Raw genomic sequence first — 17103 nt, forward strand, 5'->3', positions numbered from 1 at the left:
TTCCGCACCGGCAGCGGCCCGGTTTTTGCCGGTTCGCCCCCTTGGCGCAAAGGCTCCCGCCCCTTGCACGCCCCGCCGCTGCGCGGCCCGGCGGCAAGCGTTGGGCCCGGCGCCCCGCCGGCGGCGGGGCGCCGGGGGCGTTTCGCGGCAGCCGCAGCGCGCCGCAGGCGCGCTGCCGGGCCCAAGGGCACGCGCCGTCTGGCGGCAGCCGGGCGGCGCGCGTCCGAGGGAGCGCCCCCGCTACACGATCCGCGCCGGGATCAGCCCGCGCAGGGAATTGCCCATATGGATGGCCTTCGCCTCCAGCAGGTCCTGCACCCTCAGCACCTGCTCCAGGCACTGGCCGCTTTCCAGCAGCGTCTGGCGCAAAACGCCCGGCAGCAGGCCGCAGCTCAGCGGCGGTGTCACCCTCTGCCCGTCCGCGCGGGTGACAAACAGATTGGTGATGGTGCCCTCGCAGACCTCGCCTTGCTGGTTCAGGAACAGCAGTTCGTCCACCCCTTCCGGCAGCGCTGCCCGCGCGGCGTCATAGAGCGCGCGGCGGGTGGTCTTGTGCTGCAGCCAGAGGTCATCGGCGTTCAGCCGGGTCTGCGCAATGCCCAGCCGCCATTCAGATGGGTTGCTTCCCAAGCGTGCCGTGGTCAGCTCCAATTGCCCCCGCGCCTCCAGCGTCAGGCGGCAGCGCAGCGGGGCCTCGCCGGCAGCTTCCCTCAGAACCGCCTCCGCCTGCTTTGGATCGAAGGGGATCCCAAACACCGCCGCGCTGCGCGCCATCCGGGCCAGATGCTGCGGCAGGTGCCGGAACCCCGCGCCCGGATGCCAGCCCAGCGTCTCGATCAGGCGGAAAGCGGGATCGTTCTGGACGGTGTCACGCGGGCGAACCGGGCTTTCCATAGCGCTTCCTCATATTCGGACTCGGCGGTGCTGTCCCAGACCACGCCGCCGCCCACGTTGAGCGTTGCGCGGCCGCCTTCCAGCATCAGCGTGCGGATCGCCACATTGAACTCCGACGCGCCGTCCGGTGCCGCCCAGCCGATGGTGCCGCAATAGATGTCGCGTGCCCAGGGTTCCAGGTCCGCCAGGATCTCCATCGCGCGGATCTTGGGCGCGCCGGTGATGGAGCCGCAGGGAAACAGCGCCGTAAAGATGTCCGCAAGCCCCGCATCGGGCCGGAGTTTCGCCCGCACCAGCGACACCATCTGATGCACGGTGGCATAGCTTTCCACCGCAAACAGCTCCGGCACATGCACCGATCCGGTCAGCGCCACGCGGCTGATGTCGTTGCGCAGCAGGTCGACGATCATCAGGTTCTCGGCCCGGTTCTTCTCGTCCTGGCGCAGGAAGTCGCGGCGGCGGGCGTCCTCCACCGGATCGTCGCTGCGCGGCTGGGTGCCCTTCATCGGGCGGGTCTCGATCACGCCGTCCGCACCGGTGCGGAAAAACAGCTCCGGCGAGCGCGACAGCAGATCCGGCAGGCCGTCCTGTTCGACCAGAACGCCGTAACCGACCGGCTGCCTGGCCTGCAGCGCGGCATAAAGCTCCCCGGCAGTGCCATAGGCATCCGCATCAATCGGGAAGGTCAGGTTGGCCTGATAGATGTCGCCCTTGCCGATGTTGCGGTTCACATGCGCGAAGGCTTCGGCGTAACGGTCATAAGTCCAGCGGGGCGTAATGCTTTCGAGTCCCGCTTCGCCCCCCCGCGGCCGGGCGCTGCCCTCAGTGCCGGACTGGGACGGCGCCTCATATACCCCAAAGCAGATCAGCGGCAGCCGCCGCCCCGCGGGCAGCCGCCCGGCCAGCTTCGGCTCCAGCGCATAACCCAGCTCATAGGACGCATACCCCGCCAGCCAGTGGCCCGCCCCCCGCGCCGCATCCAGCGCGGCCAACGCGGCGGGCACCTCTTCCGGCCCGTCCGCACGGATCACCCGCAGCGGCTGGCTGAACACTGTGCCGGCCCCCCTGGGACCCTGATCAAAGCGAATCCGCACCGCAAGCGACTCCCTGAGCTCTTGAGCCCCACATATATCTGTTCGCAATGCGAACAAAAGGGGTGGATGCGGCATTTCCATATCCGTTTCCGATACCCCTTGAACCTTTCGGTGCGGTCCCTATAACGCGGAACAATTTGGGCGCACGCCAGCGCCCGTGAATCAAAGCTGCCCGCGCGTCAATCAAAGGAATATGGCCATGCCTAAAAGAACCGACATCCAGTCGATCATGATCATCGGAGCCGGTCCGATCGTCATCGGGCAGGCCTGCGAGTTCGACTACTCCGGCGCCCAGGCCTGCAAGGCGCTGCGCGAAGAAGGCTACCGGGTGATCCTGGTGAACTCCAACCCGGCCACCATCATGACCGACCCGGGCCTGGCCGACGCCACCTATATCGAGCCGATCACGCCCGAGGTTGTCGCCAAGATCATCGAGAAAGAGCGCCCCGACGCGCTGCTGCCGACCATGGGCGGGCAGACCGGCCTTAACACCTCGCTGGCGCTGGAAGAAATGGGCGTGCTGGAGAAATTCGGCGTCGAGATGATCGGCGCCAAGCGTGACGCCATCGAAATGGCCGAGGACCGCAAGCTGTTCCGCGAGGCGATGGACCGCCTCGGCATCGAGAACCCGCGCGCCACCATCGTCACCGCGCCCAAGCGCGAAAACGGCACCGCCGACCTGGACGAAGGCGTCCGCATCGCACTGGAAGCGCTGGATGACATCGGCCTGCCCGCGATCATCCGCCCGGCCTTCACCCTCGGCGGCACCGGCGGCGGCGTCGCCTACAACCGCGACGATTACATCCACTTCTGCCGCTCCGGCATGGATGCCTCGCCGGTGAACCAGATCCTGGTGGACGAGAGCCTCCTGGGCTGGAAAGAGTATGAGATGGAAGTGGTCCGCGACAAGGCGGACAACGCGATCATCGTCTGCTCCATCGAAAACGTCGACCCGATGGGCGTCCACACCGGCGACTCGATCACCGTGGCCCCGGCGCTGACGCTGACGGACAAAGAATACCAGATCATGCGCACCCACTCGATCAACGTGCTGCGCGAGATCGGCGTCGAGACCGGCGGCTCCAACGTGCAATGGGCGGTGAACCCCGCCGACGGCCGTATGGTGGTGATCGAGATGAACCCGCGCGTGAGCCGCTCCTCGGCGCTGGCCTCCAAGGCGACCGGCTTCCCAATTGCCAAGATCGCGGCCAAGCTGGCGGTGGGCTACACCCTGGACGAGCTGGACAACGACATCACCAAGGTGACGCCCGCATCGTTCGAGCCGACCATCGACTATGTCGTCACCAAGATCCCGAAATTCGCGTTCGAGAAATTCCCGGGCTCCGAGCCGTACCTGACCACCGCGATGAAATCGGTGGGCGAGGCAATGGCCATCGGCCGCACCATCCATGAATCGCTGCAAAAGGCGCTGGCCTCGATGGAATCGGGCCTGACCGGCTTTGACGAGGTGATGATCGACGGCGTCGGCGCCGGCCCGTGGGAGCCCGCAGGCGACAAGGCCGCGGTGATCAAGGCCATCGGCAAGCAGACCCCCGACCGGATGCGCACCATCGCCCAGGCGATGCGCCACGGCCTCAGCGACGATGACATCCACGCGGTCACCAAGTTCGACCCCTGGTTCCTGGCCCGCATCCGCGAGATCGTCGAGGCCGAGGCCGGGATCCGCGAAAACGGCCTGCCCTCGGACGCGGCCGGCCTGCGCGCGCTCAAGATGCTGGGCTTCACCGACGCCCGCCTCGCCAAACTGACCGGCAAGAAAGAAGCCGAGGTCCGCAAGGCCCGCCGCGACCTGGGCGTCAACGCCGTGTTCAAGCGCATCGACACCTGCGCCGCCGAGTTCGAGGCGCAGACGCCCTACATGTACTCGACCTACGAGGCCCCGGCCTTTGGCGACGTCGAATGCGAGGCGCGCCCCTCGGACAAGAAGAAAGTCGTCATTCTCGGCGGCGGCCCCAACCGGATCGGCCAGGGGATCGAGTTCGACTACTGCTGCTGCCACGCCTGCTTTGCGCTGACCGATGCGGGCTATGAAACCATCATGATCAACTGCAACCCGGAAACGGTGTCGACCGACTATGACACCTCGGACCGGCTGTATTTCGAACCGCTGACGTTCGAGCATGTGATGGAGATCCTGCGCGTCGAACAGGACAACGGCACCCTGCACGGCGTCATCGTGCAGTTCGGCGGCCAGACCCCGCTGAAACTGGCCAACGCGCTGGAAGAGGAAGGCATACCGATCCTGGGCACCTCCCCGGACGCCATCGACCTGGCCGAAGACCGCGAGCGCTTCCAGGCGCTGGTCAACCAGCTGGGCCTCAAGCAGCCGAAGAACGGCATCGCCTCCACCGGCGAACAGGCGATTGAAATCGCAGGTGAAATCGGCTTCCCGCTGGTGATCCGCCCGTCCTATGTGCTGGGCGGCCGGGCGATGGAAATCGTCCGCGACATGGACCAGCTCAAGCGCTACATCGCCGAGGCGGTGGTGGTCTCCGGCGACAGCCCGGTGCTCTTGGACAGTTACCTGTCCGGCGCGGTGGAACTGGACGTCGACGCGCTGTGCGACGGCAAGAACGTGCACGTGACCGGCATCATGCAGCACATCGAAGAGGCCGGCGTGCACTCGGGCGACAGTGCCTGCTCGCTGCCGCCCTACTCGCTTGAGAAGGACATGATCGACCAGATCAAGGTCCAGACCAACGCACTGGCGCTGGCCTTGAACGTGGTCGGCCTGATGAACGTGCAGTTCGCGATCAAGGACGATGAGATCTACCTGATCGAGGTGAACCCGCGCGCCTCCCGCACCGTGCCGTTCGTCGCCAAGGCCACCGACAGCGCCATCGCCTCCATCGCCGCCCGGGTGATGGCCGGGGAGCCGCTCACGAACTTCCCGCTGCGCCCGCCCTACGGCCCGGACGCAGGCTATGACGTCAACACCCCGATCGCCGATCCGATGACGCTCGCCGACCCGGACATGCCCTGGTTCTCGGTCAAGGAAGCGGTGCTGCCGTTCGCCCGTTTCCCGGGTGTCGACACCATCCTCGGCCCGGAAATGCGCTCCACCGGCGAAGTCATGGGCTGGGACCGCTCCTTTGCCCGCGCCTTCCTGAAGGCGCAGATGGGCGCCGGCATGGTGCTGCCGTCCAAGGGCCGCGCCTTCATCTCGATCAAGGACGCCGACAAGGGCAAGCTGATGCTCGAAGCGGCGCAGATCCTGGTCGAGCAGGGCTTTACCCTGGTCGCCACCCGCGGCACCCAAAGCTGGCTGGAAGACCAGGGCGTCGCCTGCGAACTGGTCAACAAGGTCTATGAGGGCCGCCCGCACGTGGTCGACATGCTGAAGGACGGTGGCGTCCAGCTCTTGATGAACACCACCGAAGGCGCCCAGGCGGTCGAGGACAGCAAGGAAATGCGCTCCGTCGCGCTTTATGACAAGATCCCCTACTTCACCACCGCCGCCGGCGCCAACGCCGCCGCGCGCGCCATCAAGGCCCAGGCTGAAGGCGACGTCGAGGTGAAGAGCCTGCAGGGCTAAGCCCCGGCACGCAGCGAATGCGGTCTACTGGAAAGCCCCGGCACTGCCCGGGGCTTTTTCTTTCCACCTGCCGCCCCCCTCCTGGCCGTTCTCATGCCCGGCGGAGGCCATGCGGCAGACCAGCCAGCGGCTGCGGGACACGCCTGACCCCAGACAGATTCAGCCCCGGCACTTGGCCGGGGCTGCATGTTTCTGTGGCATAGGCAGTCAGCAGGAACGGAGCGTTTGTAGGCGCGGCGGTCAGCCCGCCTGCCGCATCAGCGCCTGCAGCGCGTGGCCCAGCGGGGCTGCCAGCGACACCCGCTTGCCGCCCAGCTCCGCCTTGGAGGAGATCACCGACACCAGCTGCGGCGCGCGGCCCGGGCGGGACTGGAGCACCGGCGAGCCGGAGGCGCCAAGATCGACGCGGCAGCTGGTGATCAGCGACATCTGGCGGGCCACCAGCACCTGGCAGGCGGTTTGCAGCCGCGGCGAGGTGGCATTGCTGTGGGAATAGGACATCACATCGACGCGCGCGCCCCGCTCCGGTGCGGCGGCCAGCGCCAGCGGGCGCACCACATCGGCGCTGATCGGGCGCTCCAGCCGCAGCACCGCGATATCGGTGGCGGTCTGGAACTGGCCGGTCCGGCCATGCTGGTAGCCTGCGTGGATCGCCACCTTGGACACCCTGCGCGCCGCCTTCGACTGGCGGCCGTTCAGCCCCGCCTCGAACTGGACGCTGCGCGGGTCCACGGCCCGGCCGGTGCGGATGTCATACATGCAATGCGCCGCGGTCAGCACCATGTCCGGCGCGATCAGGCTGGCGGTGCACATGGCGCGGCCGCCGATGTTCAGGCGGCCCACCGCCTCCCATCCCGGCACCGACTGCACTGGCGCCCGCTGCCCGTCGGCGGCAGCAGCTCCGGCACTCACTCCCATCAGCACAGCGGCGGCAATTCCTAGCAAACGTCTCATGACCAACTCCTTTTTCCCACACCGCCATGGTGGGCGAGTCCTGAGGCTGGAATGCGGCCTGCTGCGGTGCCGCGCTGGCAGAAAGATGGGCAGAATGCGACAGGATTAACAAAAGATTAAGACACGCGCCGCGTGCATCCCTCACCGGCCCGGAACCCCTTATTTTCTTAACGCTTCCGTTCGATTTTGCGAAAATTCGCCTTAAAACACTGAAAAACCCTACGGTTTTCGTTAGGAGATCAGGCGGCAATTTCCCCGGTTTCCGCGCGTTTTCCGCCTCCGGTGGTAACTTCGCGGCCCGAATGCGGCACAAATGAGCCTTAACAAAAGGCTAAACGCGGGCCTCGGCGCGGACTGAGTCTTTAACAGCGCGCTGCGCCGCCAAGCCGTGCAGATGCGCGCGCAATCCCGCCGGGCACGGGCGGCGGCACTTGCCGCGGTTGCGGCTGAAGGGCAAGGTTGCGGCGACCTCAACTACTCCAAAGGACCCCTCTATGCGGCTCCCCCTGCTTGTCACCGCCCTGCTGTTTCTGTCCGCCTGCGACGTGCCGCTGATCCCGCTGATCTGAGACATGAAAAAGCCCCGGCAGAATTGCCGGGGCATCCTTGCGCAGGCCGGGTCATGAGGGCCGGATCATGCAGGCCGGGCCGCCCGGTTACTTCTGCGACACCCGCTTATGCACGTCCTCAGCGCTTTCCACCCGTTCGGAGTAACGGTCGACAAGGTAGTCCTTGCGCCCCCGCACCAGCCAGGTGAACTTCACCAGCTCCTCCATCACATCCACCAGACGGCGGTAGAACGGCCCGTCAGACAGACGCTCGCCCTCTTCGAACTCCAGCCACGCCTTGGGGATCGAGCTTTGGTTGGGAATCGTCACCATCCGCATCCAGCGGCCCAGGATGCGCATCTGGTTGACCGCGTTGAAGCTTTGCGAGCCGCCGGAGACCTGCATCACCGCCAGCGTCTTGCCTTGGGTGGTGCGGATGCCGCCCTGCAAGGACAGCGGCAGCCAGTCGATCTGCAGCTTCATGATGCCGGTCATCGCGCCGTGGCGCTCCGGGCTGGACCAGACCATACCCTCGGACCAGACCGCCAGCTCGCGCAGCTCCGCCACCTTGGGATGCTCCGCCGCGCCCGCATCGTCGGGCAACGGCAGGCCGGAGGGGTCGAACATCCGCGTCTCGCAGCCCAGCGCGCGCAGCACCCGCGCCGCCTCCTCCGCCGCCTTGCGGGAATAGCTCACCTCGCGCAGGGAGCCGTAGAGCAGCAGGATGCGCGGCGGGTGGCGCGGATCGCCGGGCGCGGCCAGCGCGTCCGCGTCAATTGGATGCAGCTGCCCCGCCGCAATGCCGGGCAGATCGCTCAGATCCAGGCTGTCAGGCACTCTCTTCTTCCAGGTGCAGTTTCATATCCAGCAGAACCTGCTGCAGCAGCACGGTTTCCCGCAGCAGCCGCTTGGCCTCGTTGACGGTGATGATGCCGTCCTCGATCGCCGCCTGGTATTCGCTCATCAGCTGGGCAAACCGCTGGCTCAGCGCGATCACATCCGCATTGACCCCGCCGCTGCGTCCGGTTTCCCCGGCGCTGCCGTTGCCGTTATAGGACAGGGTGATGTTCTTGAGGTCCGCCAGCGCCGACGTCACATGCGGATAAGACGCCGCGCCTTCCAGCTTGGCCACCGCATCCACCGGCATGAACCGGTCCGCGTGTTCGGCGTTGTCAGAGTAATACCGCCCCAGCGTCGCCTTTGACTTGCCGGTGATCTGGCAGGCCGCCTCGATACCGACATCCTTGACCAGCGCTTCGGTGTGCTTCTTCAGATACGTCCCGATTTCAGCCATATACATCCTACCTGGCTTGCCTGCCGCCCCCCATGGGGAACGAACCGGTTAATTTCCCATTTCTGAGTTGTAGATCAATTGCGATACCTTATCCATCCCTCAGGTTTTCAGGGATTTAGCGAGTGGCATGGTGCAATTGGCATCTGTTGTCCAGTGCAAAGCGGGATGGGTGAGTGACGTCCTGCAACCAGGGTAATTGGTCTGCCCGGAACTTGCGCCTTCCGGGGCAATTTGGCGATGGCTGCTATCACGGGGTTTTGTTCCTCCCCGGCCACGCTAGCCCCGGGAGGCCATTCCCTGCCGATGCCCGCCTGCTGATGCACACCTGCCGCTGCCGCGCGGTCACCTGCACGAATCCGGTTTTCCCGCCGCCGCGGTGCGGGTAAACCCGCCGCCATGGCCAAGCTCTATTTCAATTACTCCACCATGAACGCGGGCAAATCGACGGTGCTGCTGCAGGCCTCGCACAACTACCGCGAAAACCGCATGGACACTTACCTGCTGACAGCGAAGCTGGATGACCGGGCCGGCGCGGGCCGGATCGCCTCGCGCATCGGCATCGGCGAAGAGGCCGACATGTTCTCGGCCGGCGACGACCTGTATCAGCGCATCGAGCAGCGCCTGGCACACGGCCCGGTAGCGGCCATCTTCGTGGACGAGGCGCAGTTCCTGGAACCGGAGCAGGTCTGGCAGCTGGCCCGCGTGGTCGACGACCTGCGGGTGCCGGTGCTCGCTTACGGCCTGCGGGTGGATTTCCAAGGCAAGCTGTTTCCCGGCTCCGCCACCCTTTTGGCGCTGGCGGATGAGATGCGCGAGGTGCGCACCATCTGCCATTGCGGCAAGAAGGCCACCATGGTGGTGCGCCAGGACGAGCAGGGACAGGTGCTGACCGAAGGCGACCAGGTGCAGATCGGCGGCAACGAGACCTATGTGTCGCTGTGCCGCCGCCACTGGCGCGAGGCCGTCGGCAGCCGCTAGCGCACCGGCGGCGCGGAACCCGGCCTGCCCCGTTTGCGTTTTCCTCCTGTACACGCCCTTTAGACAGGAGATCGTCATGACCGCACGGGATCCGCTCGCCGGTAAGCTGCGCTTTCATATGGCCAGCCTGGCAGGCGCCTGCATCGCAGGCGCCTTGATCATCGCCGCCTTCACCCTTGGCTTCTATTCCTGGCAGTCCATCGCTGTCTGCATCGCCGTCGGTGCCGTCTCGGCGTGGCCTGCAGGCGTGTTTCTGACCCGCAAGATCAAGAAGGAGGACCCCGCCTGGGATCACCGCCGCGACGTGCCCCGCGACGACCCCAAGGACAGCTGACCGCCCGCGTCAGACCCGGTTGGGCAGCGCCTCTCCGGCCAGGTACGCCGCGGCATTGTCGAGCGCCATATGCCCCATATTGCTGCGCACCTCCTCGGTGGCGGTGCCCAGATGCGGCAGCAGGGTGGCGTTGTCCAGATCGATCAGCGCCTGCGGCACCTTGGGCTCGAACTCATAGACATCAAGGCCCGCGCCGCCGATGCGGCGGTTCTGCAGCGCATCGATCAGCGCCGCCTCCTCCACCACTTCGCCGCGCGCGATATTGATCAGATGCGCGTGGGGCTGCATCGCGTTCAGCACCTCGGCGTTGATCAGGTGACGGGTCTCAGGCCCGCCCGGCACTGCGACGACCAGGAAATCCACCTGCCCCGCCATCGCCAACAGGCTCTCTGCCCGGTCCGCCGGAAAATCCAGTTCCTTGGTCGAACGCGCCACGTAAGACACATCCATGCCAAAGCCGAAGTGGCAGCGCCGCGCAATTGCCTGGCCGATCCGGCCCATGCCGGCGATGCCGACGCGCTTGCCGGTGGCGTGCAGCCCCAGCATCTGGGTCGGGTGCCAGCCGTCCCACGCGCCGCTGCGCAGCATCCGCTCGCCTTCCGAGGCGCGGCGCGCCGACATCAGGATCAGCGTCATCGCGATATCGGCGGTGGCATCGGTGACAGCGCCCGGCGTGTTGGTCACCTCGACGCCAGCGGCCCGCGCCGCCTCCACGTCGATATGGTTGTAACCGACGCCGAAGTTGGCCAGCAGCTTGCAGCGCGGCGTGCCCGCCTTGGCAAAGATCTCTGCCGTGAACCTGTCGCCCAGCGTCGGCACCACGATGTCGAACTCCTTGAGCGCGCGCAGCATCTCCGCCTCGCTCATCACCGCGTTGGTCTCACGGATCTCCAGACCGGCAAAGGCCTCCCGCGCCCGCGCCGTGACCGCTGCCGTCATCGGCCGCGCAATCCAGATTTTCATCTCAGTGCATCCTCCCGCCCAGCGGGACCTTTCCGTCGGGACCCGCCAGGAATATCTCTCCGTTTTCGTCCGGCAGGCCCAGAACCAGGATCTCTGACATGAACGTGCCGATCTGCCGCGGCGGGAAGTTTACGACGGCCAGAACCTGCTTGCCCACCAGCGTTTCCGGCATGTAATGCGCCGTAATCTGCGCTGAGCTCTTTTTTACGCCGATTTCGCCCCCGAAATCGACCCACAGCTTGATGGCCGGCTTGCGCGCCTCGGGAAACGGCTCCGCACGGACCACTTCGCCGACGCGGACGTCGACCTTCAGGAAATCGTCAAAGGAAATCTCAGCCACGCGACAGCTCCTTGGACCGCTCCGTTGCCGCCGCAACCGCACGCTTCAGCAAGGCCGGGAAGCCGTCCTGCTCATCCATCAGAACCTCCAGCGCGGCCTGGGTAGTGCCATTGGGGCTGGTCACGTTGACGCGCAGCTGGCCGGGGCTGTCCTCTGCCGCCTCCGCCAGCGCGCCGGCGCCTGCGACAGTGGCCTTGGCCAGCTGCATCGCCAGCTCCGCCGGCAGGCCCTGCGCCTCGCCCGCGGCGGCCAGCGTCTCGATCAGGTGGAACACATAGGCCGGGCCGGAGCCGCTGACGCCCGTGACCGCATCCATCTGGCCCTCGTTCTCCAGCCGCACGGTCTGCCCGACAGCTTGCAACAGCCCCTCGGCCCGCTCCAGATCCTTGGGCGCCGCGTGGGCGTTGCCGATGATTGCGGTGATGCCGCGCCCCACCGCAGCCGGGGTGTTCGGCATCGCCCGCACGATCGGGGTTTCGGCCCCCAGAATGTTCTGGAATGTGGCAATCGAGGTGCCCGCCGCCACCGAAATGAACAGCGTTTGGCCGTTGCCGTAGCTTTGCAGCGTAGGCAGCGCCTCGCCCATCATCTGCGGCTTCACCGCGATCAGCACGATACCCGGCGCCTTGGGCAGTTCGGCATTCAGGTGAACGCCGGTCCCCTTCAGCCAGTCCGAGGGGTTGGGATCAATCACCCAGACCGAAGCTGCGGGCAGCCCGCCCTCCAGCCAGCCGGCCAGCATCGCCGATCCCATCTTGCCGCAGCCCAGCAGCACCAGGCCGCGCGCGGCAATCTCTTGCATGTCCATCTTAAGCCCCTCCCCTTGGCGTCAGGTTCAGGGCTCAGGTTTACGCCCGCCCGTAAGCCTCTGCAATGGCGACCTGCATCGCCTCCTGCGGGCTGCGCTTGCCCCAGACCGCCAGCTGGATCGCCGGATAGTAGCGCTCCGCATTGGCCACCGCGGCGTTCAGCATCGCGTCGATCTGCTGCGGGCTGGCCATCTGGCCGCCGGTCAGCATCAAGCCATAGCGGAACAGCATCAGCTTGTGATCGGCCCAATAGGTAAAGGACCCTTCCCAGCACTGGTCGTTCATCTGGTTGATCAGCTCATAAAGCCGCGGCAGCTCCGCTTCCGGCGGCTCCATCTCAAAGCTGCAGACCAGCCGCAGGCATTCCTCATAGCCCGACCAGGCCAGCGTCAGCGAATAGGTGCGCCACTGCCCTTCCACCGCCATCGCGATCTGATCGTCCCCGACCCGGTCAAAGTCCCAGTCGTGGTGCGAGGCCACAGTTTCGACGATGTCGATGGGATGGATGTCTTCGTCCAGGTGAAGCTCGGATAGTGCCATGATGCCACCTCTCTGTATTGCCCGGCTTACCGGGAATGGAGACGCCCAATAGCCAGGTTTTTGTGCTACGGGCCGGGGAGGCATCCCCGCTCCCATACCAGATATGGTGGGGCCGAATTGATGATCTGGCAACCCTTTATTTGGGGATATCTGCAATAACTTGTGGATGATCTGTCCACAGGCCCCTAAATGCCGGCGGAACAGCTTGGGGCCTTCCGGCCTCTCCTGCCCGGCGGAAATCACCCGGACCGCCCATATCTTGTGGTGATGCGCACGCTGCCGGGCAGCCCGCAGCCATCCAGGCGAAGAGATTTGCCCGCAAGGGGCCGCAGGCCGCCGCTTGGCAGGCGGCAGCAGGCCCGGACGGGGCGCCGCTCCGGCGCGGGGCGTGCCCTGAAACAGGCCGGCCCGCAGCCAGCCGGCCGAAGGCTCAGCGGAAGGCGGGCCCGTGCGCCCAGACGGTCAGCGACTGGCGCGTGCCGCGGGTGACCGGCGTCACCTGATGCAGCAGAAAGCTCGGAAACACCGTGGCGCTGCCCAGCACCCGGCTGGCAGTGACCACATGGGCGCCCGGCATGATCTCCAGATCGCCGCCGTCATAAGAGCCCGGCTTGCTCAGCTGCACCACCAGCGTCAGCTTGCGCTTGCCCGCCACCGGCCCGTCGCCAATGTCGGAGTGCCAGGTGAAATGGCCGTTATCACTGTCCTTGTAGCTGGCGGCCTGCGGGCTTTCGGCAAATTCGCGCAGGTCAAAGTTGAACTGCTCCCGGTTGGCCCGCCGCACCAGTGTGATCAGCCGCTCCATCACCCAGCCGGTGCCCGGCACATCGTCCAGCCACACCACGCTGGCCCGGCGCAGGTTGTGATCGCGGGTCTGGCCCACCAGCCGCGCCTCGTTGTCCGGCTCCGCCTCCACTTTCCGCAAAATCTCCGCGCACTCCTGCGTGCTGAACGCACTGGGCACCGAATAGACCGCAACCATGCCACACTCCTCTTCAAGCAGCACAGGAAGCATGTAACGGACCGCGGCGGCGGCGCTGGACGGTTTTCGACCCGGCGGGCGGAAAGCGACCTGTTTTTAGCTGCTGCACCAAAGAGCAGCTATGCTCTGTGCGCAGACCGGCGCACAACAAAACCGCTTCGCACAATTTCAGCAGCAAAGCCGCGGTCCGCAAAATACGCAGAACGCTTAAGCGTCAGGTCAGCTCTGGCGAACAGAACTTCACTCCATTCGGGAAAGTGGACTTCAACCTGCTCGAACTGCTCTAACAGCCCAGCTAGTGGCGCCCCGCTGCGGGGCACTGCAAACAATGCGCTGTTGGGCACATCTGCTTCATGCTTCCAGAGACTTTCGGCATAGGCCCTATGAGCCGGAATATCTGCCAGCCAGAATGCCTCTCCCAGCGGTGGCAATTCATCCTTGCCCAGCTCTTCAAATGCAACGGTGATGCGCATGTTATTTCCTTTGCCGGGAACAGCGTCAACCTGTTCTAGCAAGGTAGGAATTCTATCAAAACCAAAAAGCCCGCCGCAGATCCCTCTGCGGCGGGCCTCAATTCAACGCGGGGCGGACAGCCTGCCCCGGTCCAGGGCTCAGGCCTTGTCTTTCGCCTCCAGCGCGTCCAGGCGCGCCTTCAGCGCTTCGTTTTCCTCGCGCGCCTTCTGCGCCATCGCGCGCACCGCGTCGAATTCCTCGCGGGTGACAAAGTCACGGTCGGCCAGCCAGCGGTCGATCATGCTCTTCAACGCGGTCTCTGCTTCGTCCTTGGCGCCCTGGGCCACGCCCATCGCATTGGTCATCAGCTGCGAAATATCGTCCAGGATCTTGTTGCGGGTCTGCATGTTCTTCTCCGTCTCAAGGTTGTCCCCTATATGGGCAAGCAAAGCCGCGGCGGCAAGCCGTTGACTTCCTATAACCCGCAAAGGCATTCAGTCGCACATGCAGGCCTTGATCCAATTCCCCGACCTTTCGCCCGAGATTTTCTCAATTGCCATCGGCAGCTTCGAATTTGCCCTGCGCTGGTACGCGCTGGCCTATATCGCCGGCATCGTCATCGCCTGGCGCCTGGCGGTGGCCGCGCTGCGCCGCCCCGGCTTATGGCCCGCCAGCCAGCCGCCGATGCGCCCCGAGCAGGTCGAGGACCTGCTGACCTGGATCATCCTCGGGGTGATCCTGGGCGGGCGCCTGGGGTTTGTGCTGTTCTACCAGCCGGCCTATTACCTGGCGAACCCCGCCGAGATCCTGAAGATCTGGCAGGGCGGCATGGCCTTTCACGGCGGGCTGATCGGCGTGGTGCTGGCCACCCTGATCTTTGCCGCGCGCCACAATATCCCGAAATTGCAGATCGCCGACCTGGTCGCCCACACGGTGCCGCCGGGGCTGCTGCTGGGGCGGCTCGCGAATTTCATCAATGCTGAGCTGTGGGGCCGCCCGACGGACCTGCCCTGGGGCGTCGCCTTCCCCGGCCCGGCCGCGCAGGACTGCGGCCAGGCGCTGGGAGAGCTTTGCGCCCGCCACCCCTCGCAGCTCTACGAGGCGCTGATGGAGGGGCTGATCCTCGGCGCGGTGCTGCTGTACCTCGCCTGGCGCCGGGGCGCCTTCCACACCCCGGGCCGCCTCCTGGGGGTGTTTCTTGCGGGCTATGGACTCGCCCGGTTCCTGGTCGAATTCGTCCGCCAGCCGGATGCCCAGTTCGTCACCCCCGGCAACCCGCTGGGGCTGGCCTGGCAGATTGACGGCTTCGGCCTCACCCAGGGACAGGCGCTGTCGCTGCCGATGATCGCGATCGGCCTTTATTTCCTGATCCGCGCCCGCCACACCGCCCGGAGCCCGGCATGAGCCTGATGGACCACCTCTCCGCCCGCATCCGGGCGGATGGCCCGATGTCCGTGGCGGAGTACATGGGCGACTGCCTGCTGCACCCGCAGTTCGGCTATTACACCACCCGCGACCCGCTGGGCGCGCAGGGCGATTTCACCACCGCGCCGGAAATCAGCCAGATGTTCGGCGAGCTGCTGGGCCTTGCCCTGGCGCAGGCCTGGATGGATCAGGGATCGCCGGCGCCATTCACGCTCGCAGAACTCGGCCCCGGCCGCGGCACCCTGATGGCAGACCTGTTGCGCGCCACCCGCGGCGTGCCCGGCTTCCATGCCGCGATGCAGATCCATCTGGTCGAGGCTTCGCCCGCCCTGCGCGCCGCCCAGGCCAAGGCGCTGGAGGGCTATGCGCCCGCATGGCTGGACAGCGCGGACAACCTGCCCGATCAGCCGCTCTTCCTGATCGCAAACGAGTTCTTCGATGCCCTGCCCATCCGCCAGTTCCTGCGCGCAGGCGGCGGCTGGAGCGAAAAGCGCATCGGCCTCACGGACGGCGCGCTCAGCTTCGGCCTCACGCCGGCAGCGCCGCAGCCCGCGCTGGCGCACCGGCTGGCGGACACCCGCGACGGCGATCTGGTCGAGATCTGCGAGCCCGCCGCCCCCATTACCCAGTCCATCGCCGCCCGAATCGCCGCCCATGGCGGCGCCGCGCTGATCGTGGACTACGGCGACTGGCGGGCGCTGGGGGACACGTTGCAGGCCCTGCGGGCGCATGAACCCGCCGATCCGCTGCAAACCCCGGGAGAGGCCGATCTGACGGCCCATGTGGATTTCGAAGCGCTGGCAAACGCCGCGAAAACCGCTGGTTGCGCCTTCACCCGCCTTACGCCCCAAGGGGTATTCCTCGAACGGCTCGGCATCACCGATCGCGCCCGCGCGCTGGCCGCGCCGCTGCAGGGCGGCAGCCTGGAAACCCTGATCGCCGCACATCGGCGGTTGACGCACCCGGAGGAAATGGGAAACCTGTTCAAAGTCCTAGGCCTCTACCCTTCGCAGGCCGCCCCTCCGCCGGGATTGAACATATGACGCTTGAAATTCTGACGTCCGATCTGCTTGGCCCGGTGCGGCACGGGTTCTTCACCCGCAGGGGCGGTGCGTCCTCAGGCATCTACCACGGCCTGAACTGCGGCCTCGGCTCCACCGACCAGCGCGAGGCGGTGCGGATCAACCGCACCCGGGTGGCCGCCGCGATGGAGGTGCCGCCGGAGAACCTGAGCGCGGTGCATCAGGTCCACAGCGCCGATGTCGCCGTCATCACCGAACCCTCGCAGGACCGCCCGCAGGCCGATGCGATGGTCACCAACGTGCCGGGGCTGGCGCTGTCGATCCTGACCGCAGACTGCCAGCCGGTGCTGTTTTCCGATCCCGAAGCAGGGGTCATCGGCGCCGCCCACGCGGGCTGGCGCGGCACCCTGGACGGGGTGCTGGAAGCCACCCTGGAAGCCATGGAGGGCCTTGGCGCGCGGCGCGAAAACACCGCCGCGGTGATCGGCCCGACGATCTCCCAGCGCGCCTATGAGGTGGGGCCGGAGTTCTTTGAGGACTTCATGATGCAGGACGAGCGCTACGCCCGCTTCTTTGCCAACGGCGAAGACGGCCGCTACCTGTTCGACCTGCCGGGCCTCGGCCTGCACAAGCTGCGCGAGGCCGGCGCCGGCGCCGCGGAATGGACCCGCCACTGCACCTATTCGGACCCGGAGAAATTCTTTTCCTACCGCCGCGCGACCCACGCGAAAGAGGCCGACTACGGCCGCCTGATCTCCTGCATCCGGCTTTAACAGCGCGTTAACCGGGCAGATTGCGGCGGATTTTCTGAAATTCTGCCGCAATTGCCTCCACCCGCAGCGCCGGACACCCCGGCCAAGCTGTTTTTTCCAAGCAAAACCAGCCCCCTGCCCCGGTCTCTCTGCCCCGGCCCTGTC

The 17103-nt window shown here is 66.2% G+C and carries 18 protein-coding genes; 6 read left to right on the plus strand and 12 right to left on the minus strand.

The window, feature by feature from the left end:
- Positions 1-240: 240 nt before the first annotated feature.
- Complete coding sequence (locus DAEP_RS0108965; RefSeq protein ID WP_027244421.1) at positions 241-894, minus strand: aminotransferase class IV family protein; 654 nt, start codon at positions 892-894, stop codon at positions 241-243.
- Positions 837-1988 (minus strand): aminodeoxychorismate synthase component I, encoded by a 1152-nt coding sequence (locus tag DAEP_RS0108970; protein ID WP_027244422.1) that lies wholly within the window; start codon positions 1986-1988, stop codon positions 837-839. The genes DAEP_RS0108965 and DAEP_RS0108970 overlap by 58 nt, the downstream gene beginning before the upstream one ends.
- A gap of 199 nt (positions 1989-2187) precedes the next feature.
- Between DAEP_RS0108970 and carB the strand changes: the two genes are divergently transcribed.
- Positions 2188-5544, plus strand: coding sequence for a carbamoyl-phosphate synthase large subunit (gene carB / locus DAEP_RS0108975; protein ID WP_027244423.1), 3357 nt, complete (start codon positions 2188-2190; stop codon positions 5542-5544).
- A 240-nt stretch (positions 5545-5784) separates the two neighbouring features.
- Here the strand turns inward: carB and DAEP_RS0108980 are convergent, their stop codons facing one another.
- From DAEP_RS0108980 to DAEP_RS0108995, 3 genes are all read right to left on the minus strand, one after another.
- Positions 5785-6498 (minus strand): trypsin-like serine peptidase, encoded by a 714-nt coding sequence (locus tag DAEP_RS0108980; protein ID WP_008553404.1) that lies wholly within the window; start codon positions 6496-6498, stop codon positions 5785-5787.
- A gap of 656 nt (positions 6499-7154) precedes the next feature.
- Positions 7155-7883 (minus strand): arsenical resistance protein ArsH, encoded by a 729-nt coding sequence (gene arsH / locus DAEP_RS0108990; protein WP_027244424.1) that lies wholly within the window; start codon positions 7881-7883, stop codon positions 7155-7157.
- Complete coding sequence (locus tag DAEP_RS0108995) at positions 7876-8340, minus strand: hypothetical protein (RefSeq protein WP_027244425.1); 465 nt, start codon at positions 8338-8340, stop codon at positions 7876-7878. The genes arsH and DAEP_RS0108995 overlap by 8 nt, the downstream gene beginning before the upstream one ends.
- Before the next feature lie 396 nt (positions 8341-8736).
- Here DAEP_RS0108995 and DAEP_RS0109000 point away from each other — a divergent pair, with 396 nt between their 5' ends.
- Together DAEP_RS0109000 and DAEP_RS0109005 are read left to right on the plus strand one after the other, a co-directional pair.
- Positions 8737-9318, plus strand: coding sequence for a thymidine kinase (locus DAEP_RS0109000; RefSeq protein ID WP_008556497.1), 582 nt, complete (start codon positions 8737-8739; stop codon positions 9316-9318).
- Positions 9319-9394: 76 nt separating this feature from the next.
- On the plus strand, positions 9395-9652 hold the full coding sequence (locus DAEP_RS0109005; RefSeq protein ID WP_051337352.1) for a hypothetical protein: 258 nt from the start codon (positions 9395-9397) through the stop codon (positions 9650-9652).
- Positions 9653-9661: 9 nt separating this feature from the next.
- Here the strand turns inward: DAEP_RS0109005 and DAEP_RS0109010 are convergent, their stop codons facing one another.
- The 7 genes from DAEP_RS0109010 to DAEP_RS0109040 form a co-directional block, all read right to left on the minus strand.
- Positions 9662-10615: a 2-hydroxyacid dehydrogenase gene (locus tag DAEP_RS0109010; RefSeq protein ID WP_027244427.1), complete on the minus strand. Its 954-nt coding sequence runs from the start codon at positions 10613-10615 to the stop codon at positions 9662-9664.
- Position 10616: 1 nt separating this feature from the next.
- Positions 10617-10955, minus strand: coding sequence for a tRNA-binding protein (locus DAEP_RS0109015; RefSeq protein ID WP_008556421.1), 339 nt, complete (start codon positions 10953-10955; stop codon positions 10617-10619).
- Complete coding sequence (gene proC, locus DAEP_RS0109020; RefSeq protein WP_027244428.1) at positions 10948-11763, minus strand: pyrroline-5-carboxylate reductase; 816 nt, start codon at positions 11761-11763, stop codon at positions 10948-10950. Before proC ends, DAEP_RS0109015 begins: the two co-directional genes overlap by 8 nt.
- Before the next feature lie 40 nt (positions 11764-11803).
- Positions 11804-12304: a type III secretion system chaperone family protein gene (locus DAEP_RS0109025; RefSeq protein ID WP_008554872.1), complete on the minus strand. Its 501-nt coding sequence runs from the start codon at positions 12302-12304 to the stop codon at positions 11804-11806.
- Positions 12305-12734: 430 nt separating this feature from the next.
- The gene (locus DAEP_RS0109030) at positions 12735-13286 is read right to left on the minus strand and encodes a 2OG-Fe(II) oxygenase (RefSeq protein WP_008555857.1); all 552 of its coding nucleotides are present in this window, start codon (positions 13284-13286) and stop codon (positions 12735-12737) included.
- Between the two features lie 119 nt (positions 13287-13405).
- The gene (locus tag DAEP_RS0109035) at positions 13406-13759 is read right to left on the minus strand and encodes a hypothetical protein (protein WP_027244429.1); all 354 of its coding nucleotides are present in this window, start codon (positions 13757-13759) and stop codon (positions 13406-13408) included.
- A 138-nt stretch (positions 13760-13897) separates the two neighbouring features.
- Complete coding sequence (locus DAEP_RS0109040; RefSeq protein WP_027244430.1) at positions 13898-14146, minus strand: accessory factor UbiK family protein; 249 nt, start codon at positions 14144-14146, stop codon at positions 13898-13900.
- Between the two features lie 97 nt (positions 14147-14243).
- Here DAEP_RS0109040 and lgt point away from each other — a divergent pair, with 97 nt between their 5' ends.
- Genes lgt through pgeF form a run of 3 tightly spaced genes read left to right on the plus strand, consistent with a single transcriptional unit; the run spans position 14244 to position 16959 of the window.
- Positions 14244-15143, plus strand: coding sequence for a prolipoprotein diacylglyceryl transferase (lgt, locus tag DAEP_RS0109045; RefSeq protein WP_027244431.1), 900 nt, complete (start codon positions 14244-14246; stop codon positions 15141-15143).
- The gene (locus tag DAEP_RS0109050; RefSeq protein WP_027244432.1) at positions 15140-16207 is read left to right on the plus strand and encodes a class I SAM-dependent methyltransferase; all 1068 of its coding nucleotides are present in this window, start codon (positions 15140-15142) and stop codon (positions 16205-16207) included. The genes lgt and DAEP_RS0109050 overlap by 4 nt, the downstream gene beginning before the upstream one ends.
- Positions 16204-16959, plus strand: coding sequence for a peptidoglycan editing factor PgeF (gene pgeF / locus DAEP_RS0109055; RefSeq protein ID WP_008554667.1), 756 nt, complete (start codon positions 16204-16206; stop codon positions 16957-16959). The genes DAEP_RS0109050 and pgeF overlap by 4 nt, the downstream gene beginning before the upstream one ends.
- Positions 16960-17103 lie beyond the last annotated feature (144 nt).

It is taken from the genome of Leisingera daeponensis DSM 23529 (assembly GCF_000473145.1).
Taxonomy (GTDB): domain Bacteria; phylum Pseudomonadota; class Alphaproteobacteria; order Rhodobacterales; family Rhodobacteraceae; genus Leisingera; species Leisingera daeponensis.